Here is a 22,387-nt window from a genome sequence, read left to right as displayed (position 1 = left end):
ACTCCGGTGCGGCCTGTCTGTTTGTACTTCATCAAAGGATTACCGTGGATTACCTGCTGTTGGCCAAGGCACTGTTGCTTGGCATTGTCGAGGGGATGACCGAATTCCTGCCGGTATCCAGTACCGGCCACCTGATCGTGGTTGGCGATCTGATCAATTTCCAGAACGATGGCAAGGTGTTCGAGATTGCCATCCAGTTCGGTGCCATCCTGGCGGTATTGTTTCAGTATCGCGATCGTTTCATCGCACTGGCTACCGGTATCGGCCATGACCGTAAGGCACAGCGTTTTGCGGCCAACCTGCTGATTGCCTTTTTACCGGCGGCCATCATGGGCCTGCTGTTCATCAAGCAGATCAAACTCTATCTGTTCAATCCCATCAGTGTGGCCACTGCGCTCATTATTGGTGGTCTCATCATCCTGTACGCAGAGCGTCGCCCGCGTACTGCCCGGGTGCATGATGTGGATGACATTCAGCCGCTGGATGCGCTGAAAGTTGGCTTGGCTCAGGTGGTGGCGATGATTCCCGGAACCTCGCGTTCCGGCGCTACCATTATTGGTGGCATGTTCATTGGTCTGGATCGTAAGGTGGCTGCCGAGTTCTCCTTCTTTCTGGCTGTGCCCACCATGTTTGCCGCCACGGTGTACGACTTGTACAAGCACCGTGATTTATTGTCGCTGGCAGATTTCCCGATGTTTGCTGTCGGCTTCATTGCTGCCTTTCTCAGCGCCTTGCTGGCGGTACGTACGCTGGTGAAGTTTGTGGCCAACCATACTTACGAGATCTTTGCCTGGTATCGGATTGTGTTTGGTCTGGTGATTCTTGCAACATGGTATTTTGGCTGGGTAGCGTGGCACGTATAACACGTATAAAAAGCTTGACACCAGCGGCTGGGTGATCTATTATGCGTTCTCTCTGTCGCGGGATGGAGCAGTCTGGTAGCTCGTCGGGCTCATAACCCGAAGGTCGTAGGTTCGAATCCTGCTCCCGCAACCAAGTTTCGATGAAAAAGCCTCGCTTTCAAGCGAGGCTTTTTTGTTTGCACCATTCTTGTGCACTCGTGTCCACTTTGGTGAGCCCGAAGTCTGTTCAATAAAAAAGCCACCTCGCGGTGGCTTTTTTGTTTGCTAGGGTGCAGGTTCAGATGCGGCGCGCCAGTTCTTCGGCTTTGCCCAGGTAGCTATCCGGGCTCAGGGCCAGCAGGCGTACTTTTTCGGCTTCCGGAATCTCCAGGCCCTTGATGAAGGCGGCCAGGGTCTCGCGGGTTACGCCATCCTTGCCGCGCGTCAGCTCTTTCAGCTGCTCGTACGGGTTGGGCACACCGTAACGGCGCATCACGGTCTGGATGGGCTCGGCCAGCAGTTCCCAGGTAGCGTCCAGATCGCTGGCCAGCATGGCCGGGTTGATTTCCAGCTTGTTCAGGCCTTTCATCAGCGCCTTGAAGCCCAGCAGCGAGTAACCGAAACCCACGCCCATGTTGCGTAGCACGGTGGAGTCGGTCAGGTCGCGCTGCCAGCGGGACACCGGCAGTTTTTCAGCCAGGTGCTGCAGGATGGCGTTGGCCAGGCCGAAGTTGCCTTCCGAGTTTTCGAAGTCGATCGGGTTGACCTTGTGCGGCATGGTGGAGCTGCCCACTTCGTCCTTCTTCACTTTCTGCTTGAAGTAGCCCAGCGAGATGTAACCCCAGATGTCGCGGTCCAGATCAATCAGGATGGTGTTGATGCGGGTCAGTGTCTGGTACAGCTCGGCCATGTAGTCGTGTGGCTCGATCTGGATGGTGTACGGGTTGAAAGTCAGGCCCAGGCCGCTGACAAAACGCCCTGCCAGGCTTTCCCAGTCCACGTTCGGGTAGGCCACGATGTGGGCGTTGTAGTTACCTACCGCGCCGTTGATCTTGCCCAGCAGCTCCTGCTTCACCAGCTGCTCGCGTTGGCGCTTCAGGCGGTACACCACGTTGGCCAGCTCTTTGCCCATGGTGGACGGGGTGGCAGGTTGGCCGTGGGTGCGACACATCATCGGTACGGCCGCCAGTTCGTGCGCCAGCTGGCTCAGTTTGGTGATGACTTCGTCTACCGCTGGCAACATCACGGTGTTGCGTGCGGTTTTCAGCATCAGCGCGTGGCTGAGGTTGTTGATGTCTTCCGAAGTGCAGGCAAAGTGGATGAATTCGCTGGCGGCCATCACTTCCGGGTTGCCGGACAGACGCTCTTTCAGCCAGTACTCGATGGCTTTCACGTCATGGTTGGTGCGCGCTTCGATGGCTTTCACTTCTTCGCCGTGCTGAACGGAGAAATTGGCGATCACGTCGTCGATTTCGCGGATGGTGGCGTCGGAGAACGGCTTCACTTCCTCGATGCCCGGTTCGGCGGCCAGCATTTTCAGCCATTCCAGTTCTACCTTGATACGGGCTTTCATCAGGCCGTATTCGGAGAAGGTGGCGCGCAGCGGTTCGGCCTGGCCGGAGTAGCGGCCATCGAGCGGGGAGAGGGCGGTCAGCGTGGTCAGATTCATCACTCAGTGCTTCCAGGTTGCTGGCCAGCGGGGCTGGCCGGTTGCTTCAAAAAGAAATCGGCGTATTACTCAGGCTTGCAGGCGGCGGGCGATGCCGGCGGCCAACTTGCTGGCTGCTTCCGCTTGGAAGCGGAAAAACAGCTCGGGTTCAATCATTTCCAGTTCCATGATGGCCAGTTGGCCGCGGTTGTCGCGCACCATATCCACCCGGGCATACAGCACGTCGAACGGCACCGCCGCGACGGCGGCTTCGGCAAAGCGGATTTCTTCGGCGCTGGCGTCGTAGCGATGCACGGTGCCGCCATGGTCATCCTGCACGCGGAAGTCGCCGGCTTTGGCGGTTTTGCGGATGGCGTGCGTGTACTGGCCATCAATCACCATCAGCGACAGCTCGCCCTGGCTAAGGATGTCGTGCTGGAACGGCTGCAGCATCAGTGCCTCGCGTTGTACCAGCTCGGCAAACGTGCATTCCAGCGCGGCGGCATCCTCGGCTTGCAAGCGGTAGGTGTGGCGGGCTGCGCCGGAGATCACCGGTTTCAGGATCACGTCGTGCCAGCCACTATCGGCAATGGCCTGGGCGAGGGTGCGACGATCGCCCACTTCGATATAGCAGGTGGGCACGGTATTGATACCGGCTTGTTGCAAATCGGCCAGATAGTGCTTGTCGAGGTTCCAGTGAATCAGTGCGGCTTCGTTGAACAGGCGGGTGCTGTGGCTGACGCGTGCCAGCCATGGGGCGAATTCATCAAAGCGGTGGAAGTAATCCCAGGTGGTGCGGAATACCGCGGCACGACATTGCGACCAGTCGTAACCGGGCTCGGCCCAATCCTTGCGGCCAACCTTCAGCCCGTGCTGCTCCAAGGCGCTTACCACTAGACCATCTTCCAGGTGGACTTGGCGGCTGTACCAGTCTTGCTCGTCCAGGGCGAGCAGGGCGTTGTCGGTAAGAACGACGATATCGAATTGCATCGGTTAGCTTTCTAAGGCGCATGAAAAACGGGCGTACACGACGCCCGTTGCAAGCTTACATTCCAGGCAGCATGCCTTTCATGCCCTTCATCAGTTTCATGATGCCGCCCTTGGAGGAGAACGCCTTCATCATTTTCTGCGTCTGTTCAAACTGGGCCAGCAGGCGGTTCACTTCCTGCACCGAGACGCCGGAGCCGGCAGCAATGCGACGCTTGCGGCTGGCTTTGATCAGCTCGGGCTTGCGACGCTCTTCCATGGTCATCGAGTTGATGATGCCTTCGATGCGTCGCATCGACTTTTCGGCCTCGGCACCCTGTACGCCTTTGGCCAGTTGGCCAATTTCGCCGGGCATTTTTTCCAGCAGGTTGGTCATGCCGCCCATCTTCTTCATTTGCTGCATCTGGGCCTTGAAGTCTTCCAGGTCGAAACCTTTGCCGGACTTCAGCTTCTTGGCCATCTTGGCCGCTTCTTCCTGATCAATGCCCTTCTGCACATCCTCGATCAGCGACAGCACGTCACCCATGCCCAGGATACGGCTAGCCAGACGGTCGGGGTGGAACGGCTCCAGACCGTTGATCTTTTCGCCAACACCGATGAACTTGATCGGCTTGCCGGTGATGTGACGCACCGACAGTGCCGCACCGCCGCGCGAGTCGCCATCCATCTTGGTCAGTACCACGCCGGTCAGTGGCAGCGCCTCGTTGAAGGCCTGCGCGGTGTTGACCGCGTCCTGGCCCTGCATCGCATCCACCACAAACAGGGTTTCTACCGGTTTCAGGAAGGCGTGCAGTGCCTTGATTTCGGCCATCATCGCTTCGTCGATGGCCAGGCGGCCGGCGGTATCCACCATCAGCACGTCAAAGAAATGACGCTTGGCGTAATCCAGCGCAGCTTGGGCAATCTCGAGCGGTTTCTGGTTGCCCTGCGACGGGAACCACTCTACGCCGACCTGTTCGGCCAGCATTTTCAGTTGCTCGATGGCGGCCGGGCGGTACACGTCGGCAGACACCACCAGAATCTTTTTCTTCTGCGTGTCTTTCAGCAGCTTGGACAGCTTGCCGACCGTCGTGGTTTTACCGGCACCTTGCAGGCCGGCCATCAGGATGATGGCCGGCGGCACCGCGGCCAGGTTGAGGGCGTCGTTCTTCTCGCCCATCAGTTTGACCAGCTCTTCGTTGACGACGCCGATCAGGGCCTGGCTAGGGGTAAGGCTGCCCATCACTTCCTGGCCCAGCGCACGCTCTTTGACCTGGCTGATGAAGGTCTTGACGACGGGCAGTGCCACGTCGGCTTCCAGCAAGGCCATGCGTACTTCACGCAGCGCGTCCTGGATATTCGATTCGGTGATCCGTGCCTGACCGCGCAAGGTTTTCAGCGCACTGGTGAGGCGTGAGGTAAGGTTGTCAAGCATGGGGTATCCTTATGGTCTGCCAAGCATCTGCGGCTTGGTGTAGACTTCTGTAATCGTTCATTTTACCACGACCCGGTCCCGGTTCGTTGAGCTCCCACATTCCATGAGCGGATTCCTGTTGATTTTGCTGATCCTGCTGGCCGCCGGTTATGCCGGCCTGTCCTGGCATTTTCTGGCGCATTGGCGCGGTGTGGCATCGTGGCAGCGCCAGGCCTTTCGCGAGCATTCCCTGCTCGGTGTGCTGCTCTTGCTGCACGCCGCTGTATTGACCGTGCCGGTACTGCAGGACGGGGGGGTGCGACTGGGCGTCGGGTCGGTGCTGTCGCTGCTGAGTTGGCTGATGTTGCTGATCTTCTGGACAGGTAGCTACTTTGCCCGCATGGAAGGGCTGCAGATTTTTCTGGTGCCATTGGCCGCAGCGGGTGTCCTGATGGCTGAAGTCTTGCCCATTCCGCACACGCTCTACCCAGTAGACAGCCCCGGCTTCATGCTACATCTGCTGGTGTCGCTGATGGCGTACAGCTTGTTTGCTATCGGTGCCTTGCTGGCCATTCTCATGCTGTGGCAGGAACACGCCTTGCATCAAAAGCGTTTTGCGCTGGCGCGCCGCATGCCGCCACTGCTGGTGCTGGAAAACCTGATGTTCCAGACGCTAGGTACCGGCTTCATCCTGCTAACGCTTAGCTTGATCAGTGGTGTGTTTTTTGCCGAGGAGGTATTCGGCAAGGCCATACCGCTCAGTCACAAGGTAGTCTTCGGTATCTTGTCCTGGCTGGTCTTCGGTAGCTTGCTGGTTGGCCGCAAGCTGCATGGCTGGCGTGGCCGCCTCGCCATACGCTGGACGCTGGCCGGTTTTGCACTGTTACTTTTTGGGTATATCGGTAGCAAGGTTGTACTGGAGTTTGTTTTACACCGCGCCTGAGCATTTGGCATATTGGATTGGCGGCGTGGCATCCCGTGCCGTGTTTTCCTATTTATAAGGAGCGGTTATGAAAAAATGGTTATTTGCCCTGTTCGCCATGCTGGTATCGGTTGCTGCGCTGGCCGCGGTCAACGTCAATACGGCCAGTCAGCAAGAGTTGGAAACCTTGAAAGGCATTGGCCCGGTGAAGGCCAAAGCCATCATCGATTACCGTAGCAAGAATGGCCCGTTCAAATCGCCGGCCGATCTGGTGAATGTGCCGGGCATCGGTGAAAAGACAGTCGAGAAACTGAAGCCTGATCTGGCATTTAGCGGTGCCAGTACCAAGGCGGCGGCCAAGGCTACAGCTGCCACAGCCACTACGCCGGCTGGCGCCCAGCAAGCTGCCAAGCAAGCCAAGGCCGCTGCCAAGCCGGCAACTACGCCGCCAGCAGCCCCCAAGCCCTGATTGCACATCCGTTCACGTTGTCGCCCGGTTCGCCGGGCTTTTTCTTTTCACCGCTGCCACGGCCGGCAGCAAACTGATTTGACAGCCTGCAGCATCACTGCAATCAGTCTTGTTTGCCGAACAAAGCCAGTGCCTGCTGTCGTTGAACGGCGTGGTCTACAATCGGTTCCGGGTAGTTTTGCCCCAGCACGAAACCCGGCGGCAATGTCTTGGCCTGCCAAGGGGCGTGAATGGCCTTGTTGTCCAGGCAGGCCAGCTCGGGCAGATAGCGGCGAATGAAGCGGCCTTCCGGGTCAAATTTCTCCGACTGGGTAACCGGGTTGAAGATGCGGAAGTAGGGCTGGGCATCGCAGCCGGTAGACGCCGCCCATTGCCAGCCGCCATTGTTGGCCGCCAAGTCGAAATCCATCAGCTTGGCAGCAAAGTAAGCTTCGCCACGGCGCCAGTCGATGAGCAGGTCTTTCACCAGAAAGCTGGCCACGATCATCCGCAGCCGGTTGTGCATATAACCGGTCTGGTTCAATTGCCGCATGGCCGCGTCGACGATCGGGTAGCCAGTGCGCCCGTCGCACCAGGCGTCGAACCAGCTATCCAGGCCTGTAAATTGTAGCTGGCGGTATTCGGGTTTGAAGCTTTGCGTTGCCGCCTCCGGAAAGTGCCACAGTAGCTGTTGATAAAACTCGCGCCAGATCAGCTCGTTCAGCCAGCAGTCGGCCCCTTCATTTTGTTGTGATAGTGCCAGTGACATGGCTTCGCGTACCGAAACAGTGCCGAAGCGCAAATGTACCGACAAGCCGGAAACCCCCGGCTCGCCAGGGTAGTCACGCAGCGTCTTATAGTGCGGCAGTTTGCGGGCGAAGCGTTGCAGTAGCTGCAGGCCGGCTTCCCGCCCTGGTTTGGCTGCCGGTGTGATGCTGCTGGCCGGAAAGCCCAGCGCTGCCAGGGGGGGCAAGGCGCGATGCGCTGCCGGCGCAGGCTGCCACTGTGCCGGTGCCGGTTCGCCCAGCGGTGTGGCCAACTGCGGGTGAAAGGCCTTGCGCCAAGCGCGCATATAGGGTGTGAACACCGTATACGGCTTGCCTTGTCCGGTGAGCAACTGGCTGCATTCGAACACCACCTGATCTTTGCACAGCACCAGCTCTGCCCCTTGCCTTTCCAGTGATGCGGCAACCGCGGCGTCGCGCTGGCGCGCGTAGGGTTCGTAATCACGGTTGGCATAGACGCGTTGGCAACCCAGCGCGGTAGCCAGGGCCGGAATGGCGCTGGCTGCCTCGTCATGCAGTATCAGCAAATCTCCGCCTCTGGCCTGCAAGCCGGCTTTCAGCTCCGCCACGGCATGGTGAATGAACGGCAGTCGGGCATCGTCGGCTGGCAGGTGCTGCAGGATGGCGCGATCAAATATGAAGACGGCGAACAGGCGGCCGCCTGCAGCAGCCGCTTCCATCAAGGCAGTGTTATCGAAAAGGCGTAAATCACGCCGAAACCACAGCAGGCTTGCGTTGGTAGTAGTCATGATCGGGTGTGCTCAATTTGCAACAGAGGTAAAGTTGGCTTCAGAAGTGTGGTGTGCTCGCAACTCGTGAGTTTGTGTTTTTTTTCAATAAAAACAGCAACTTGTATTTATCATTGCTGTTGTATACAAACTTCAGAGACCAAAAAAACCGCAGCAAACCTTTGTATTTTTGCAACGGTGCATTTATAGTCCACTCCAGATACCGCCAGTTCCATGGCGGTGCAAGACAGCCCGCCCGGCGTTTAAAACGCGCCGGCTACCTAATCGGGCAGTGTACATGACCTCGAAAGGAACACACATGAAGAAGCTGATCGTTCTGGCTACTCTGGCTGCGCTGCCGGCTGCTGCTATGGCTGACGTTACCATCTCCGGTAACCTGGCTGTTGGTATTGTGAACACCAAGGCAACTGGTGCTGGTTCGCTGACCACTGAGAACCGCACTAACGGCGAAATCAAGTTTGCTGGTTCTGATGATCTGGGCAACGGCCTGAAAGCTGTTTGGCAGATCGCCAGCCGTATCAACCTGGCTGACCAGTCCAACAATGCCCGTGACAACCTGTGGGCCGGTCGCGACTCTTACGTAGGTCTGGACGGCTCTTTTGGTCGTGTTACAGCGGGTAACATCTACCTGATGCCGAATTCCGGCGCTATGGCTATCTTCGAAAACAACAGCGCTACCTTCGAATCTGCCATTTACGACCAGGGTACTCGTTTCAACAACACTGTATCCTACAAGTCGCCTAATCTGGCCGGCTTTACTGCAACCGTTCAGCACTCCTTTGGCTCCAACCAAGCCAACGAAAACGCTAAGTTCTACGCTGATGCTGTAAGCCTTTCCTACGAAGCAGGCAACTTTGCCGTTTCCTACGATACCGCTGCTGAAAAAGAGAACGCTCAGGGTAAGAAACTCAAAATTCATGAGCTGAACGGTTCCGTAACTCTGGACGCTCTGACCCTGCAAGCTGGTTTTGCTAGCGGTAAGAGCGAAGCTTCTAACACTAAAGTTAAAGGCTGGGGTGTAGCTGCTTCCTACGCAATGGGTAACGTTACTCCGAAGTTCGGCTACTGGCGCGAAGGCGATTCCAAAACCAACGGCGTAACTGCTAACGATGGCCACAAAGCTTTCGCAGTTGGCGTTGAATACGCTCTGTCCAAACGCACCCGTACCGGTGTTGAGTTTGCCAAAGCGAACTACGATGCTGCTGGCGAAGGTTCGCTGCGCACCGCTACCGTTTATCTGGGTACCAAGTTCTAATCGTTTCTTGCAAACGGTTTGACTGTAAAAAAGGCTGCTTCGGCAGCCTTTTTTTATTGCCTTGCCTGTATATTCTTTGCATTAAAGTAAGAGATGGCAGCTCATCAAATGGCTGTTTCAGCCGTATAATCGGCTTAACTCACTTTCAAGTATTGATGCGTATGGATGCTGCTTCGATTTCCGGTCTGGGTCGTGCCCTGGTGCAGAGCGAACACCTGCTGGTGCAGGATGCTGAAAGCATTCAGCGGCAGGCGCAGGCGTCCAATATCTCGTTTGTCGAACAGCTGGTGCTGAGCAAGAAGCTCACTCCGCTGCAGATAGCCAGGTTTGCGTCCACCATGTTCGGCTTACCCTTGCTGGACCTGGCGGCCATCAGCCCCGATAGCTTGCCCAAGAATGTCATCGACGAGGAGCTGCTGGTCGGCAAACGTCTATTACCGCTATTCAAACGGGGTAGCAGGTTGTTTGTTGGTACTTCCGACCCCACTCAGTCCGCAGCTTTTCATGCCATCACCTTCAAGACCGGCTTGACGCTGGATGTGGTGGTAGTTGAAGACGACAAACTAGGCAAGCTGGTTGGCCGCTATTCCGAAAATGCGGCTGTGGCGGCATTCAACAGTATGGCTGCCGACGAGTTTGGCGAACTGGAAATCGCCGACCCCGACACGGAGTCGGTGCCAGACGGCATGCCGGACGTCGATGATGCGCCGGTGGTGAAGTTCGTCAACAAGGTATTGCTGGATGCCATCAATGGCGGTGCTTCCGATATCCACTTCGAGCCTTATGAGCGCTTCTATCGCGTACGCTATCGTATTGATGGCAATTTAAAAGAGATTGTGCAGCCGCCGTTGGCGATCAAGGAAAAAATCGCCTCACGCATCAAGGTGGTGTCCAGAATGGATATCTCGGAAAAGCGCGTGCCGCAGGATGGCCGCTTGAAACTCAAGATATCCAGCACCAAAGCCGTGGATTTCCGGGTCAGCACGCTGCCCACGCTGTTTGGCGAGAAAATCGTGATGCGTATTCTCGATGCGTCAGCAGCCACGCTGGATATCGAGCAGCTGGGCTTCGAGCCGGAGCAGAAGGCGCTGCTGTTGCGTGCCATCGCCCGTCCTTACGGCATGGTGTTGGTCACGGGCCCTACCGGTAGCGGTAAGACTGTATCGCTATACACCTGCCTGAATATCCTGAACAAGCCCGATACCAATATCTCTACTGCCGAAGACCCGGTGGAGATTAACTTGCCCGGCATCAACCAGGTTAACGTCAACGAGCGTGCCGGTCTCACCTTTGCCTCCGCCTTGCGCTCCTTCTTGCGTCAGGATCCGGACGTGATCATGGTGGGGGAGATTCGCGACTACGAAACGGCCGACATTTCCATCAAGGCGGCGCAAACCGGCCATATGGTGTTTTCCACCTTGCATACCAATAATGCACCGGCTACCCTGACTCGCTTGCTGAACATGGGAGTGGCGCCGTTCAATATTGCCAGCTCGGTGTTGCTGATCATGGCACAGCGTCTGGCCCGCAAGCTGTGTCCGCATTGCAAGGCACCGGTGGACATCCCGCGCGAGGCGCTGCTTCGTGCCGGCTTTACCGAAGAAGAGCTGGATGGCAGCTGGCAGCCGTACGGTCCGGTAGGGTGTGACGAGTGTCGTGGCTCTGGCTACAAAGGGCGTACCGGCATTTACGAGGTCATGCCCATTACCGATGCCATGGTGCGTTTGATCATGTCAGATGGTAATGCGGTAGACATTGCCGATCTGGCTCGTCGTGAAGGCATGATCGATCTGCGCCACGCCGGGCTGATCAAGGTGAAGCGTGGTCTTACCTCGCTCACCGAAATTGAAGCCGTCACCAATGAATAACAGGAAGCAGGCAGAGCATGGCTGAAGCGTTGAAGAAACCCAGTGCCGCCATCTGGAGCTGGGAAGGCAAGGATAAGACCGGCAAGATGATGCGTGGCGAGATCCGTGCCGAGTCGGAAACCGTTGCCAAGGCGCAGCTGCGGCGTCAGGGCGTTAACGCCACCAAGATCAGCAAAAAGCGGGTTGGTTTTGGCAAGCGCATTACCGAGCGCGACGTTGCCTTGTTTACCCGGCAACTGGCCACCATGATGAAAGCAGGTGTGCCGCTGCTTCAGGCGTTCGATATCAGTGCCAAAGGCCACAGCAATGCCGCTTTTACCAAGATCCTGCTCGATGTGCGTTCCGAGGTAGAGACCGGTAGCAACCTGGCCGATGCTTTCCGCAAATACCCGCTGTATTTCGACAGCCTGTTCTGCAACCTGATTGCTGCCGGTGAGACTGGTGGCGTACTGGATTCGCTGCTGGACAAGTTGGCCACTTACAAAGAAAAGATCATCGCCATCAAGGGCAAGATCAAATCGGCGATGATTTACCCGGCAGCCATCATCGTGACCGCCTTTGTCATTACTGCGGTCATCCTGATTTACGTGATACCGGCGTTCAAAGAGTTGTTCTCCAGCTTTGGTGCCGACCTGCCGGCCCCGACGCAAATGGTGATCTGGCTATCTGACCTGTTTGTCGAGTACTGGTGGATCATTTTTGGTGGCATCGGTGGAGCCATCTGGGGGGTAGCGGCCGCCTACAAGCGTTCACCTTCTATGCAGGTAGGCATGGACCGCTTGTTGTTACGTATGCCAGTCATTGGCGACATCGTCCGCAAAGCGACCATCGCGCGCTGGTCGCGTACCTTGTCGACGCTGTTTACTGCCGGGGTGCCGTTGGTAGAGGCATTGGACTCGGTGGCTGGTGCTGCCGGTAACCAGGTGTACGCCGACGCTACCAAAATCATCCAGGCCGACGTTAGCGCCGGTTCTACGCTGAACTTCTCCATGCAACGCAGCAACCTGTTCCCCAATATGGTGTTGCAAATGACGTCTATCGGCGAAGAGTCCGGTGCGCTGGACGACATGCTGGACAAGGTGGCCGACTTTTACGAAGAAGAGGTAGACAACGCGGTAGCGGCGCTGTCGAGCCTGCTGGAACCGATGATCATGGTGATTCTGGGGGTGCTGATCGGCGGCCTGGTGGTGGCCATGTACATGCCGATTTTCAAGATGGGTCAGGTGGTGGGCTGATGTTGGAAAACCTGCAATTGTTGCCCTTGCTGTGGCAAACCGCCATCGCGGTGCTGCTGGGTTTGCTGTTTGGCAGCTTTCTGAATGTTGTCATTCATCGCTTGCCCTTGATGCTGGAACGACAGTGGCAACAGGAGTGCGCCGTGCTGCAAGGGCAAACGCCCGAGGTGCCAGCCCGTTACGACCTGCTGTACCCGCCTTCTGCCTGCGTACATTGCCAGGCGCCGATCCGCGCCTGGCAGAACATCCCTGTATTCAGTTTCTTGCTGCAGCGTGGCAAGTGCGCCAGCTGTGGCGGTGCCATCGCCTGGCGTTACCCGCTAGTAGAGCTGGTATCCGGCTTGTTGCTGGGCGGGTTTGCCTGGCAGCTGGGCTTGGGGCTGCCGTGGTTGGCCGCCAGTGTGTTTTGTTTGCTGCTGTTGGCAATGGCGCTGATTGACGCCCAGACCCAGCTGCTGCCAGACGACCTGACCTTGCTGCTACTATGGGCCGGCCTGTTTTTTAGTCTGTTAGGTGTGACCGTGCCGCTGGCCGATGCCGTAGCCGGGGCTATGGTGGGCTATTTGTCGCTATGGTCGATCTACTGGCTGTTCAAGCTGGCCACCGGCAAGGAAGGCATGGGCTACGGCGACTTCAAACTGTTGGCCGCATTGGGCGCCTGGCTGGGCTGGAGCTTGCTGCCGCTGGTGATTCTGCTATCGTCGCTGGTAGGTGCCGTATGTGGCGTGACCATGATGGCGCTGCAGCGCCATCGCGCCGGTCAGACCATGCCGTTCGGCCCGTACCTGGCGGCGGCTGGCATGATCGCCTTTGTGTGGGGCAAGCCCATTGTGGCTTGGTATCTGGGTGGCTAGCCCGATTGTTGGCCTGACCGGCGGCATCGGCAGCGGCAAGAGCGCGGTGGCCCGCCTGTTCGCCGGGCATGGCATTCCCTGCATCGATACCGATACCGTCTCGCACCAGCTCACCGCGCCAGACGGCGCTGCCATGCCGGCCATTGTGGCGGCGTTTGGCCCCGCCATGCGCCAGCAAGACGGCGCGCTGGACCGTGCCGCCATGCGCGCGCTGGTGTTTGCGCAGCCCGCCGCACGGCAGCAGCTGGAAGCCATTCTGCACCCGCTTATCCATCAGGAAAGCCTGCGCCAGTTGGCCGCACTGGACGCCCCTTACCGTTTACTGGCGGTACCTTTGCTGTTCGAAAGTGCACGTTACCGCGATCTGGTGGCACGAACGCTGGTGGTAGATTGTCCGACGGAAACCCAGATCGCCAGGGTGATGGCACGCAATGGCCTGCCTGCGCCGCAAGTTAGCGCCATCATTGCGGCGCAGATGCCGCGCGAGCAGCGTTTATTGCTGGCTGACGACGTGATCAGCAACGACGCCGATCTCGATGCATTGGCGCTTCAAGTCGACGCCAAACACCGTTATTATCTAGCCTGCTTTGGCCTTGCCGCGCCGGCATGACATTTCAACCACGGACCGCCGCTGTGACCAGTTTCGAGTTTCCCCTTGTCGAACGTACGCGAACCTTGCTCCGCCTGGAGCAGGTCTACCAGCGTCTGGTGTTTTTCATCGGGCAGGACGAAACCTATGCCCACCATGCGGCACTGATGGCGCTGTTCGAGGTATTGGAGGCTGCGGGCCGTACCGAGCTGAAGTCCGATTTGCTGCAGGAGCTGGAGCGGCAGAAGCTGGGGCTGGAAAGTCTGCGTGACAACCCGGTGGTGCAGCAAGAGGTGCTGGAACAGCAGCTCGATGACATTGAGCGCACTATGGCCAGCCTGCTCGACATTACCGGCAAGTTCGGCCAGCACCTGCGTGAAAACGAATGGCTGATGACCATCAAGCAGCGTGCCGTCATTCCCGGCGGTACCTGCCAGTTTGATTTGCCGTCCTATCACCTGTGGTTGCAGCGGGACAGTGAACAGCGTCGGGCCGACCTGCAACGCTGGGCCGCACCATTGATGCCTACTGCCTCTGCGGCCAACATCCTGCTCAAGCTGCTGCGCGACAGCGGCAAGACCTATCAGTACACCGCCCGCCGAGGTGCGTTTCAGCAGATGTCCGGCGGCAAGGTGGTGCAGCTGATACGCGTCGGTTTCGACAACGCCCTGCAGCTGGTGCCTGAAGTATCGGCCAACAAGTATGCGATCAATGTGCGCTTCATCCACGCGGCCACTGGCGAGGTACGTGCCCGCCAGGTGGACGAAGATGTGGATTTCTCGCTGACCTACTGCAAGTTCTGACCATGACTACGACTCCCCGTATCGTGCCCTGTCCGCAGTGCAAGACTGCGGTACCTTGGGGCACGCAAAGCCCGTACCGCCCGTTCTGCAGCGAACGCTGCCGCCTGATCGACCTTGGCCAGTGGGCCAATGAGGAGTACCGTGTGCCGGTGTCGGGCGACGACCCGATGCGCGAGCTGGATTCTCTCTAGCAGGGTATTGCCCACGAAAAAAGCGCTGCCAGGGCAGCGCTTTTTGTTTGGCCGCAAGGTTGGCCGCAAGCAGGGTCAGGTGCGGGCGATGACCGCACCTTGGGCAAAGTAGCTGCGTACGCCAGCGAGGATGGCCTCGGCCATATCCTGCTGGAACGCCGGGTCGACCAGCTTGCGTTCTTCTTCCGGATGGCTGATGAAGGCCGTTTCCACCAGAATGGACGGAATATCCGGCGCCTTCAGCACGGCAAAGCCAGCTTGTTCTACCTTGGGTTTGTGCAGCTTGTTCAGCTCGCCCATTTTGCCCAGCACCGCCTTGCCCAGTTTCAGGCTGTCGTTAATGGTGGCAGTCTGCGTCAGGTCGAACAGGGTATGCGCCAGATAGCGGTCTTTGCCGGCAATCTTCACGCCGCCAATCATGTCGGCATCGTTTTGCGATTTGGCCAGCATGCGCGCCATGGTACTGGTGGCGCCGTTTTCGGACAGCGCAAACACCGACGAGCCACGAGCGGTACGGTTTTCTACCGCGTCGGCGTGTACCGAAATGAACAGATCGGCGCCGATCTTGCGCGCCTTGGCTACCCGCACGCCTAGCGGCAGGAACACGTCTTCGTCGCGGGTGAGGTAAGCCTTCATGTTCTTTTCGGCATCGATCAGCTTCTTCAGCTGGCGACTAATGCGCAGCACCACGTCTTTCTCGCGCGTGCCGCTGGGGCCGATGGCGCCGGGGTCTTCGCCGCCGTGACCGGGGTCGATCATGATCACCACAGGCCTGCCAGGGTCGGCCTTGCCCTTGTTGCCGCGTGGCGCATTGTTATCCAGCTGGCCCTTGTTGTAATCCTGCAGCAGCGCCAGCAGTGGGTCATCCTGTGGGCCGTTGGCCGGGTACAGGTCCACTACCAGCCGGTGCTGATACTCGGCGACCGGCTTCAGCGAGAAGATCTGCGGTTTTACTTCATTGCGCAGGTCCAGTACCAGGCGCACGGTACTGGCGTTGAACTGGCCGGCGCGCGCGGTGCGGATAAACGGGTCGGCCGACTGGATCTGGCCGCTGACATCCTGCAGCACCCCGGTAAGCTGCACGTCTTCCAGGTCGATTACCAGCCGGTTGGGATTGGCCAGGCTAAAGTGCTTGTAGCGGATTTCGCTGCTGGCCTCGATGGTCAGCCGCGTGTAGGTGGACGACGGCCACACGCGTACTGCCACCACCTGGCTGCCGGCGGCAAGGCCGGCGCGGCTGACGGTCAGCAGAAAGGTAGCCGCTGCGGCGCCGATCAGCTTGCGGCGCAGTGGGTCATGAAGCGGTTGAGACATGCTTGTCCTGTTTCACTGTGGGCATGAAGGCGGTAATTGCGACCATCGCCTGCCACGTCAAGTTCCAGTACCAGATCGGGCGCCGGCAGTACGCCGGTGGCCTTGTTTGGCCATTCGATGATACAGACGGTATCGTCGGCAAAATAATCGGCAAAGCCGGCGTCGTACCATTCTTCCGGGTCGTTGAAGCGGTACAAGTCAAAGTGGTGCACACTGAATATCGGCAGCGGATAGCTTTCCACCAGGGTGTAAGTGGGGCTTTTTACGCGCCCCTGGTGCCCCAGGCCTTGCAGCAGGCCACGGGTAAAGGTGGTCTTACCGGCGCCCAGGTCGCCGTGCAGCTGCAACTGTACGCCGCCGCGCAGTACGCTGGCGATGCGGGAACCCAGTTGCAGGGTGGCGGCTTCGTCGGCCAGGTGGCCGCTTGCGACACTGGTATCATCCATGGCCATGAGTGAAATATCCTGTAAAAACGAGAATTATCGCGATTTGGCAGGCCAAATCAAGCGCTGGGCGCAGGATCTGGGCTTTGCCGAGGCGCGTATCACCCGCGCCGAGCTGCCGCCAGAAGCCGAACAGCAACTGGCAACGTGGTTGGCCGCAGCTTACCACGGCGAGATGGACTACATGGCGCGTCATGGTGCACTGCGGGTGCGCCCGGCGGAGCTGGTGCCCGGCACGCTGCGCGTCATCAGCCTGCGCATGCATTATTGGCCTGAAGCCGCCGCCGACGCCGAGCAGGTGCTGACGCGACCGCAGCAGGCCTACATTTCGCGCTACGCCTTGGGGCGCGACTATCACAAAGTGCTGCGCAACCGGCTGCAGAAGCTGGCGGAGCAGATCAGTGCCGCGGTACCGGGGCACCAGTTCCGCGTGTTTACCGATAGCGCACCGCTGGCCGAGGTGGCGCTGGCGGCGCAAGCCGGGCAGGGCTGGCGCGGCAAGCACACGCTATTGCTGAACAAGAAGCAGGGGTCGCTATTCTTTCTGGGCGAGATCCTCACCAACCTGCCGTTGCCGGAAGACGAGGCCGAAGACGGCCATTGTGGACGCTGCACGCGCTGCATCGAGGCCTGTCCCACCGGCGCCATCGTGGCGCCGTACACGGTAGACGCGCGGCGCTGCATTTCTTACCTCACCATCGAGCTTAAAAGCGCCATCCCCGAACCGATGCGCCCGCTGATCGGCAACCGTATCTACGGTTGCGACGATTGCCAGCTGGTGTGCCCGTGGAACCGTTTCGTGGTGCCCAGCCGCGAGGCCGACTTTGCCGTGCGACACGGCCTGGACGACGTCAGCCTGCTGGCGCTGTTTGCCTGGGGTGAGCAGGACTTCCAGCAGCGCATGGCGGGCAGCCCCATTTATCGCATCGGCTACGCCAAGTGGCTGTCCAATATTGCCATTGCGCTGGGCAATGCACCGTACAGCGCCGAGGTTGTCCAGGCGTTGCAGGGCAGGGCCGACGATACGGCCGACATCGTGCGCGAATCGGTAGCCTGGGCCTTGCAGCAACAGCAACAAAAAGCCTGAAGGTTGGCCGCAGCGGGCCAAGCTTCAGGCGGTGACGGGCCTTGCGGCGCTTACAGCGGCTTGGTGAAGTGAAACGACGTAATGCTGAAGCCCAGGCGGAAGTACAGCTTGTGCGCCTGCGTGCGCCAGGTGCCGGAATCCAGCACGATGAAGCGGCAACCGGCCGTGCGCGCTTGCGCCTCGCACCACGCTAGCAGCTGGCTGCCCACGCCTTGCGAGCGGGCGGCCTCGTCGCTGACCAGGTCGTCCACGTACAGACGCAGGTCCTCGTAGGTATTTTCGTACACCCGGTACAGCGCCATGCCGACCGGCCGCCCGTCACTGTCCAGCGCTGCCACCAGGCGCGCGCCGTAGTGGCAGACACGCTGCATCTTGGCCAGGTAGGCGGCGCCGTTGTCCGGCAGCATCGGTCGCAATTGCCGATGCAGCACACACAAGGCATCGGCCAGGTCGGCGCGCAGGACGTGCCCGCTGTCGTCGCACAGCGGCACGATGTCCAGCGCGGTCATCAGGCCGGGCGCGACGGGGCAATCACCAGCGATTCGCCTTCCAGCACCACTTTGCCTTTTACCAGGCAGGCGGTGGCAAACTTCACGCGCTTTTTGGCCGGGTCCAGCTCGGTGACGGTGACGCGGGCGGTGACGGTTTCGCCGATCTTGACCGGGGCTTTGAATTTGGTGGATTGCGACAGGTAGATGGTGCCATTGCCCGGCAGGCGGGTGCCGACCACGGTGGAGATCAGGCTGGCGGTGAGCATGCCGTGCGCGATGCGGCTCTGGAACATCGAGCTTTCGGCGTATTCCTGGTTGATGTGTACCGGGTTATCGTCGCCGGATACGGCGCTGAACATCAGGATATCGGCTTCGGTAATGGTTTTGGCGTACTCGGCGGAATCGCCGATCTGGATGTCTTCGAAATAGACTGTCATCACAACTCCTTTGCGGAAGGCGGTATGCAACGCCAGCCCAGCGCCGGCGCCACTTTCAAGGTGTTCCTGCCTGTTTTTCTGCTTATGACATGCTCAATGTTGCGCTGCATTCTGACACGCTTTGCCCCAAATGCAAATTGCGGGGAAATGGCGTAATATCTGCACACCCCTGTTGTACTGCATGTTTTTTTTGTGGTCAGTTTACCAATTAAACGCTCGTTTGACTTGGCGGCGCGCTACAATGCAACCGCTGCCCGCTCGGGGCGAGTCGTTGAAACCTGAAGAGTCTGCTGGAGGAATATGAAAGCTCTAGTCGCTGTGAAACGCGTTGTCGATTACAACGTGAAAGTACGCGTCAAGGCCGATGGCACCGACGTGGATGTGGCCAACGTCAAGATGTCGATGAACCCGTTCGACGAGATCGCCGTGGAAGAGGCGGTGCGTCTGAAAGAAGCCGGCAAGATCACCGAGATCGTCGCCGTGTCCATGGGCGTGAAGCAGTGCGAGGAAACCCTGCGCACCGCACTGGCCATGGGTGCCGACCGCGCCATTCTGGTGGAAACCGACGCCGAGCTGCAGCCGCTGGCAGTAGCCAAACTGCTGAAAGCCGTTGCCGACAAAGAGCAGCCGCAGCTGCTGATCGTGGGCAAACAGGCGATCGATGACGACGCCAACCAGACCGGCCAGATGGCTGCCGCGCTGCTGGGCTGGGGTCAGGGCACCTTCGCGTCGAAAGTGGACCTGTCCGCCGAAACCGTGGACGTGACCCGCGAAGTGGACGGCGGTCTGGAAACCGTCAAGCTGCGTCTGCCGGCGGTGGTGACCACCGACCTGCGCCTGAACGAGCCGCGCTACGTCAAGCTGCCGAACATCATGGCCGCCAAGAAAAAGCCGCTGGACAAAACCACCCCGGCCGACCTGGGCGTGGACGTGACCCCGCGTCTGAAAACCCTGAAAGTGGCCGAGCCTGCCAAGCGCTCCGCCGGTATCAAGGTTGCCAATGCCGCCGAGCTGGTAGCCAAACTGAAAAACGACGCAAAGGTGCTGTAAGCCATGGCTATTCTCGTTATCGCTGAACACGACAACCAGAGCCTGAAAGCAGGCACCCTCAATACCGTTACCGCCGCTGCCAAGCTTGGCGAGGTACACGTGCTGGTAGCCGGCCACAACGCCGCTGCCGCTGCCGATGCCGCCAAGGCAGTCGCCGGTGTGGCCAAGGTACTGCTGGCCGACAACGCCGCCTACGCCCACGGCCTGGCCGAAAACCTGGCGCCGCTGGTGGTGGACCTGGCCCGTGGTTACAGCCACGTGCTGGCCCCGGCTACCTCCTACGGCAAGAACCTGCTGCCGCGCGTGGCCGCGCTGCTGGACGTAGCCCAGATCTCCGACATCATCGCTGTCGAGTCTGCTGACACCTTCGTCCGCCCGGTCTACGCCGGTAACGTGCTGGCTACCGTACAGTCCGCCGACGCGATCAAGGTCATCACCGTGCGTACCACCGCTTTCGAAGCGGCGGCACAAGGCGGTGCGGCCAACGTGGAAAGCGTGGCCGCCGCTGCCGACGCCGCGCTGTCTGCTTTCGTGGGCCAGGAACTGACCAAGTCCGACCGTCCGGAACTGGGCGCTGCCAAGATCATCGTGTCCGGTGGTCGCGCGCTGGGCTCCGAAGAACAGTTCAAAGCCGTGATCGAGCCGCTGGCCGACAAGCTGGGCGCGGCCGTGGGTGCCTCGCGCGCTGCGGTTGACGCCGGCTACGCGCCGAACGACTACCAGGTTGGCCAGACCGGCAAAGTGGTGGCCCCGCAGCTGTACGTGGCGGTGGGCATCTCCGGTGCCATCCAGCACCTGGCCGGCATGAAAGACTCCAAGGTGATCGTGGCGATCAACAAGGACGAAGAAGCGCCGATCTTCCAGATCGCCGACTACGGCATTGTGGGTGACCTGTTCACCGTGGTGCCGGAACTGATGGCCGAGCTGTCCAAGTAAGACGCCGTAGCAAGCTGTATCAATAAAACAAGGCGTGGCGCTACGGTGCCACGCCACACAAGAAAACCGGTGTACCGGTTCGTCTGGGGAAATACGCGCTGCTTGCAGCGCGGGCTTGCCATCAGCCGGATCGGTTGCCGGTTTTTTTGCACGATGACGAGTTAATCGAGGAGTAATCTCATGATCTACAAGGCCCCCGCCAAGGAAATCCGTTTTGCCCTGAACGAGCTGGCCGAGCTGCCGGCCGTGTGCAGCCTGCCCGGCTACGAAGACTGCTCGGTCGAGCTGGTCGACGCCATTCTGGAAGAAGGCGCCAAGTTCGCCGAAGGCGTGCTGGCCCCGATCAACAAGCAGGGCGACAAGGGCGCCAAGTGGTCGCCGGACTTTACCGTTACCGCCGCCGAAGGCTTCAAGGAAGCGTGGCAGCAGTACGTGGAAGCCGGCTGGGTGGGTCTGCGTGCCCCGGCCGAATTCGGTGGCCAAGGGCTGCCGGCGCTGGTGGCGTTGGCCGCAGAGGAAATGTGGTGCTCGGCCAACCTGGCGTTTTCGCTGGCGCCGATGCTGACGCTGGGCGCCATCGAGGCCATCAACCATCACGCCTCCGAAGAACTGAAAGCCGTCTACCTGCCGCGCATGTCTACCGGCGAGTGGACCGGCACCATGAACCTGACCGAGCCGCAAGCCGGCTCCGACCTGGCCCAGGTACGCAGCAAGGCCATCCCAGTAGGCGATGGCAGCTACAAGATCAGCGGCCAGAAAATCTTCATTACCTGGGGCGAGCACGACATGGCGGACAACATTGTCCACCTGGTGCTGGCCCGTCTGCCCGACGCCCCGGCGGGCGTGAAAGGCATCTCGCTGTTCATCGTGCCCAAGTTCCTGGTGAATGCCGACGGCAGCCTGGGGGAACGTAACGACGTGCGCTGCGTGTCGCTGGAACACAAACTGGGCATCCACGGCAGCCCCACCGCCGTGATGAGCTTCGGTGACGAAGGCGGCGCCATCGGCTACCTGGTGGGCGAGGCGAACAAGGGTCTGGGCTATATGTTCACCATGATGAACCACGCCCGTCTGGGCGTGGGCATCGAAGGCATGGCGGTGTCCGAACGTGCCTACCAGAAGGCAGTGGAATACGCCCGCGACCGCGTGCAAAGCCGCGCCGTCGGCAGCCCGGACCCGGCCGGTGTGGCCATCATCCGCCACCCGGACGTACGCCGCATGCTGATGACCATGCGCGCCCAGATCGAAGCGCAGCGCGCACTGGCCTTTTACGCTGCCGCCGCGCTCGACCGCGCTGCCCGCCACCCGGTGGCCAGCGAAGCCGCGCGCAACCAGGCGCTGGTGAACTTCCTGATCCCGATCGTCAAAGGCTGGAACACCGAGCAGGCCAACGAAATCACCAGCCTGGGCATGCAGATCCACGGCGGCATGGGCTACATCGAGGAAACCGGCGTAGCGCAGTACTGCCGCGACGCGCGCATTACCGCCATCTACGAAGGCACCACCGGCATCCAGGCGCTGGACCTGATCGGCCGTAAAACCGCCAGTGAAAACGGCGCCACCGCACGCTGGCTGCTGGAAGAAGTACGCAGCACCGTGGCCAAGCTGGCCGCAGCCGGCTTCGACAGCATCGCGGCCAACTTGGAAGCGGCGGCGAAAGACGCCGAGCGTTGCGTTGATTTCATCGTCGGCACCTTCGGCAGCCAGCCCCAGTTGGCCGCTGCGGGTTCGGTACCGTTCCTGAAGCTGATGGGTATCACGCTGGGCGGCTGGATGATGGGCCGTGCCGCGCTGATCGCCAAAGCACAGCAGGGCGAGGAAGACGCCGATACCGATTTCCTGGCCGCCAAGCAAGTGACCGCCCGTTTCTACGCCGAGCACCTGCTGCCGCAAACCGGCGGTCTGGCCGCGGCCATCCTGCATGGCGCCGATAGCGTGCTGGCGCTGGACGAGGCCCTGTTCTAAGCCGCGACAGCCACACCGTCACCAACACCGCCCCGCCGTTTGCCGGCGGGGCTTTTTCATGGTCGATTACTATCGAGCGCACCGGCGTTTTCATC

Annotated in this window: 22 protein-coding genes and 1 tRNA gene; 15 read left to right on the top strand and 8 right to left on the bottom strand. The window is 59.8% G+C overall.

The window, feature by feature from the left end; translation table 11 throughout:
* The first annotated feature begins 44 nt into the window (after positions 1–44).
* Both ACK4FZ_RS04925 and ACK4FZ_RS04920 read left to right on the top strand, forming a co-directional pair.
* Positions 45–863 carry an undecaprenyl-diphosphate phosphatase gene (locus tag ACK4FZ_RS04925; protein WP_409818532.1) on the top strand — a complete coding sequence of 273 codons (819 nt, stop codon included), beginning with the start codon at positions 45–47 and terminating at the stop codon, positions 861–863.
* 56 nt (positions 864–919) lie between these two features.
* Positions 920–996 (top strand) — tRNA-Met (locus ACK4FZ_RS04920).
* 144 nt (positions 997–1,140) lie between these two features.
* Here the strand turns inward: ACK4FZ_RS04920 and purB are convergent.
* The 3 genes from purB to ffh form a co-directional block, all read right to left on the bottom strand.
* Positions 1,141–2,511 carry an adenylosuccinate lyase gene (purB, locus tag ACK4FZ_RS04915; protein WP_144373031.1) on the bottom strand — a complete coding sequence of 457 codons (1,371 nt, stop codon included), beginning with the start codon at positions 2,509–2,511 and terminating at the stop codon, positions 1,141–1,143.
* 69 nt (positions 2,512–2,580) lie between these two features.
* Positions 2,581–3,480, bottom strand: a complete 900-nt coding sequence (locus ACK4FZ_RS04910) for a RimK family alpha-L-glutamate ligase (RefSeq protein WP_409818531.1) — start codon at positions 3,478–3,480, stop codon at positions 2,581–2,583.
* A gap of 55 nt (positions 3,481–3,535) precedes the next feature.
* On the bottom strand, positions 3,536–4,891 hold the full coding sequence (ffh, locus tag ACK4FZ_RS04905) for a signal recognition particle protein (protein WP_409818530.1): 1,356 nt from the start codon (positions 4,889–4,891) through the stop codon (positions 3,536–3,538).
* A gap of 103 nt (positions 4,892–4,994) precedes the next feature.
* On the opposite strand from ffh, the gene ACK4FZ_RS04900 reads away from it, so the two are divergent.
* Positions 4,995–5,813, top strand: a complete 819-nt coding sequence (locus ACK4FZ_RS04900; protein ID WP_409818528.1) for an inner membrane protein YpjD — start codon at positions 4,995–4,997, stop codon at positions 5,811–5,813.
* Between the two features lie 67 nt (positions 5,814–5,880).
* Complete coding sequence (locus tag ACK4FZ_RS04895) at positions 5,881–6,261, top strand: ComEA family DNA-binding protein (protein WP_409818527.1); 381 nt, start codon at positions 5,881–5,883, stop codon at positions 6,259–6,261.
* A 103-nt stretch (positions 6,262–6,364) separates the two neighbouring features.
* Here ACK4FZ_RS04895 and ACK4FZ_RS04890 read toward each other — a convergent pair whose 3' ends face one another.
* Positions 6,365–7,774, bottom strand: a complete 1,410-nt coding sequence (locus ACK4FZ_RS04890) for a cryptochrome/photolyase family protein (protein WP_409818525.1) — start codon at positions 7,772–7,774, stop codon at positions 6,365–6,367.
* 298 nt (positions 7,775–8,072) lie between these two features.
* Between ACK4FZ_RS04890 and ACK4FZ_RS04885 the strand changes: the two genes are divergently transcribed.
* The 7 genes from ACK4FZ_RS04885 (at position 8,073) to yacG (ending at position 14,569) form a co-directional block, all read left to right on the top strand.
* Positions 8,073–9,029, top strand: coding sequence for a porin (locus ACK4FZ_RS04885; RefSeq protein ID WP_409818524.1), 957 nt, complete (start codon positions 8,073–8,075; stop codon positions 9,027–9,029).
* 155 nt (positions 9,030–9,184) lie between these two features.
* A complete protein-coding gene (gene pilB, locus ACK4FZ_RS04880) occupies positions 9,185–10,897 on the top strand; it encodes a type IV-A pilus assembly ATPase PilB (RefSeq protein WP_409818523.1) in 1,713 nt (570 codons plus the stop codon).
* Positions 10,898–10,914: 17 nt separating this feature from the next.
* Positions 10,915–12,132, top strand: a complete 1,218-nt coding sequence (locus ACK4FZ_RS04875) for a type II secretion system F family protein (RefSeq protein ID WP_409818522.1) — start codon at positions 10,915–10,917, stop codon at positions 12,130–12,132.
* Complete coding sequence (locus tag ACK4FZ_RS04870; RefSeq protein WP_409818521.1) at positions 12,132–12,986, top strand: prepilin peptidase; 855 nt, start codon at positions 12,132–12,134, stop codon at positions 12,984–12,986. Before ACK4FZ_RS04875 ends, ACK4FZ_RS04870 begins: the two co-directional genes overlap by 1 nt.
* Complete coding sequence (gene coaE / locus ACK4FZ_RS04865; RefSeq protein WP_409818520.1) at positions 12,979–13,596, top strand: dephospho-CoA kinase; 618 nt, start codon at positions 12,979–12,981, stop codon at positions 13,594–13,596. Before ACK4FZ_RS04870 ends, coaE begins: the two co-directional genes overlap by 8 nt.
* Positions 13,597–13,661: 65 nt before the next feature.
* Positions 13,662–14,378, top strand: coding sequence for a cell division protein ZapD (gene zapD / locus ACK4FZ_RS04860; RefSeq protein ID WP_409818519.1), 717 nt, complete (start codon positions 13,662–13,664; stop codon positions 14,376–14,378).
* 2 nt (positions 14,379–14,380) lie between these two features.
* The gene (gene yacG, locus ACK4FZ_RS04855; RefSeq protein WP_409818518.1) at positions 14,381–14,569 is read left to right on the top strand and encodes a DNA gyrase inhibitor YacG; all 189 of its coding nucleotides are present in this window, start codon (positions 14,381–14,383) and stop codon (positions 14,567–14,569) included.
* A 75-nt stretch (positions 14,570–14,644) separates the two neighbouring features.
* Here the strand turns inward: yacG and ACK4FZ_RS04850 are convergent, their stop codons facing one another.
* Both ACK4FZ_RS04850 and tsaE read right to left on the bottom strand, forming a co-directional pair.
* Positions 14,645–15,883, bottom strand: a complete 1,239-nt coding sequence (locus ACK4FZ_RS04850; RefSeq protein ID WP_409818517.1) for an N-acetylmuramoyl-L-alanine amidase — start codon at positions 15,881–15,883, stop codon at positions 14,645–14,647.
* A complete protein-coding gene (tsaE, locus tag ACK4FZ_RS04845) occupies positions 15,844–16,329 on the bottom strand; it encodes a tRNA (adenosine(37)-N6)-threonylcarbamoyltransferase complex ATPase subunit type 1 TsaE (RefSeq protein WP_409818877.1) in 486 nt (161 codons plus the stop codon). Before tsaE ends, ACK4FZ_RS04850 begins: the two co-directional genes overlap by 40 nt.
* A 43-nt stretch (positions 16,330–16,372) precedes the next feature.
* Here tsaE and queG point away from each other — a divergent pair, with 43 nt between their 5' ends.
* A complete protein-coding gene (gene queG / locus ACK4FZ_RS04840) occupies positions 16,373–17,413 on the top strand; it encodes a tRNA epoxyqueuosine(34) reductase QueG (protein ID WP_409818516.1) in 1,041 nt (346 codons plus the stop codon).
* A gap of 50 nt (positions 17,414–17,463) precedes the next feature.
* Here the strand turns inward: queG and ACK4FZ_RS04835 are convergent, their stop codons facing one another.
* Together ACK4FZ_RS04835 and ACK4FZ_RS04830 are read right to left on the bottom strand one after the other, a co-directional pair.
* Positions 17,464–17,922 carry a GNAT family N-acetyltransferase gene (locus tag ACK4FZ_RS04835; RefSeq protein WP_409818515.1) on the bottom strand — a complete coding sequence of 153 codons (459 nt, stop codon included), beginning with the start codon at positions 17,920–17,922 and terminating at the stop codon, positions 17,464–17,466.
* Positions 17,922–18,341, bottom strand: coding sequence for a MaoC family dehydratase (locus ACK4FZ_RS04830; RefSeq protein WP_409818513.1), 420 nt, complete (start codon positions 18,339–18,341; stop codon positions 17,922–17,924). The genes ACK4FZ_RS04835 and ACK4FZ_RS04830 overlap by 1 nt, the downstream gene beginning before the upstream one ends.
* A 300-nt stretch (positions 18,342–18,641) precedes the next feature.
* Between ACK4FZ_RS04830 and ACK4FZ_RS04825 the strand changes: the two genes are divergently transcribed.
* The 3 genes from ACK4FZ_RS04825 to ACK4FZ_RS04815 all read left to right on the top strand — a co-directional run bounded on the left by ACK4FZ_RS04825 (position 18,642) and on the right by ACK4FZ_RS04815 (position 22,292).
* Positions 18,642–19,391, top strand: a complete 750-nt coding sequence (locus tag ACK4FZ_RS04825; protein ID WP_144372975.1) for an electron transfer flavoprotein subunit beta/FixA family protein — start codon at positions 18,642–18,644, stop codon at positions 19,389–19,391.
* A 3-nt stretch (positions 19,392–19,394) separates the two neighbouring features.
* Entirely contained in the window at positions 19,395–20,327 is a 933-nt protein-coding gene (locus tag ACK4FZ_RS04820) for an electron transfer flavoprotein subunit alpha/FixB family protein (protein ID WP_144372974.1), read from the top strand.
* Positions 20,328–20,507: 180 nt separating this feature from the next.
* Entirely contained in the window at positions 20,508–22,292 is a 1,785-nt protein-coding gene (locus ACK4FZ_RS04815) for an acyl-CoA dehydrogenase C-terminal domain-containing protein (RefSeq protein WP_409818512.1), read from the top strand.
* Positions 22,293–22,387: the final 95 nt, after the last annotated feature.

Source organism: Vogesella sp. (genome assembly GCF_046297735.1).
GTDB classification, from domain to species: Bacteria; Pseudomonadota; Gammaproteobacteria; order Burkholderiales; family Chromobacteriaceae; genus Vogesella; species Vogesella urethralis.
The sequence above is the reverse complement of the archived record's forward strand: the minus strand, read 5'-3'. Positions and strand labels throughout refer to the sequence as shown.

What these genes read in the sequence shown, in the direction of transcription:
- purB (WP_144373031.1), bottom strand. Translation starts at nt 2,511, where the DNA reads ATGAATCTGACCACGCTGACCGCCCTCTCCCCGCTCGATGGCCGCTAC.
- ACK4FZ_RS04910 (WP_409818531.1), bottom strand. Translation starts at nt 3,480, where the DNA reads ATGCAATTCGATATCGTCGTTCTTACCGACAACGCCCTGCTCGCCCTG.
- ffh (WP_409818530.1), bottom strand. Translation starts at nt 4,891, where the DNA reads ATGCTTGACAACCTTACCTCACGCCTCACCAGTGCGCTGAAAACCTTG.
- ACK4FZ_RS04900 (WP_409818528.1), top strand. Translation starts at nt 4,995, where the DNA reads ATGAGCGGATTCCTGTTGATTTTGCTGATCCTGCTGGCCGCCGGTTAT.
- ACK4FZ_RS04895 (WP_409818527.1), top strand. Translation starts at nt 5,881, where the DNA reads ATGAAAAAATGGTTATTTGCCCTGTTCGCCATGCTGGTATCGGTTGCT.
- ACK4FZ_RS04890 (WP_409818525.1), bottom strand. Translation starts at nt 7,774, where the DNA reads ATGACTACTACCAACGCAAGCCTGCTGTGGTTTCGGCGTGATTTACGC.
- ACK4FZ_RS04885 (WP_409818524.1), top strand. Translation starts at nt 8,073, where the DNA reads ATGAAGAAGCTGATCGTTCTGGCTACTCTGGCTGCGCTGCCGGCTGCT.
- pilB (WP_409818523.1), top strand. Translation starts at nt 9,185, where the DNA reads ATGCGTATGGATGCTGCTTCGATTTCCGGTCTGGGTCGTGCCCTGGTG.
- ACK4FZ_RS04875 (WP_409818522.1), top strand. Translation starts at nt 10,915, where the DNA reads ATGGCTGAAGCGTTGAAGAAACCCAGTGCCGCCATCTGGAGCTGGGAA.
- ACK4FZ_RS04870 (WP_409818521.1), top strand. Translation starts at nt 12,132, where the DNA reads ATGTTGGAAAACCTGCAATTGTTGCCCTTGCTGTGGCAAACCGCCATC.
- yacG (WP_409818518.1), top strand. Translation starts at nt 14,381, where the DNA reads ATGACTACGACTCCCCGTATCGTGCCCTGTCCGCAGTGCAAGACTGCG.
- ACK4FZ_RS04850 (WP_409818517.1), bottom strand. Translation starts at nt 15,883, where the DNA reads ATGTCTCAACCGCTTCATGACCCACTGCGCCGCAAGCTGATCGGCGCC.
- tsaE (WP_409818877.1), bottom strand. Translation starts at nt 16,329, where the DNA reads ATGGATGATACCAGTGTCGCAAGCGGCCACCTGGCCGACGAAGCCGCC.
- ACK4FZ_RS04835 (WP_409818515.1), bottom strand. Translation starts at nt 17,922, where the DNA reads ATGACCGCGCTGGACATCGTGCCGCTGTGCGACGACAGCGGGCACGTC.
- ACK4FZ_RS04830 (WP_409818513.1), bottom strand. Translation starts at nt 18,341, where the DNA reads ATGACAGTCTATTTCGAAGACATCCAGATCGGCGATTCCGCCGAGTAC.
- ACK4FZ_RS04825 (WP_144372975.1), top strand. Translation starts at nt 18,642, where the DNA reads ATGAAAGCTCTAGTCGCTGTGAAACGCGTTGTCGATTACAACGTGAAA.
- ACK4FZ_RS04820 (WP_144372974.1), top strand. Translation starts at nt 19,395, where the DNA reads ATGGCTATTCTCGTTATCGCTGAACACGACAACCAGAGCCTGAAAGCA.
- ACK4FZ_RS04815 (WP_409818512.1), top strand. Translation starts at nt 20,508, where the DNA reads ATGATCTACAAGGCCCCCGCCAAGGAAATCCGTTTTGCCCTGAACGAG.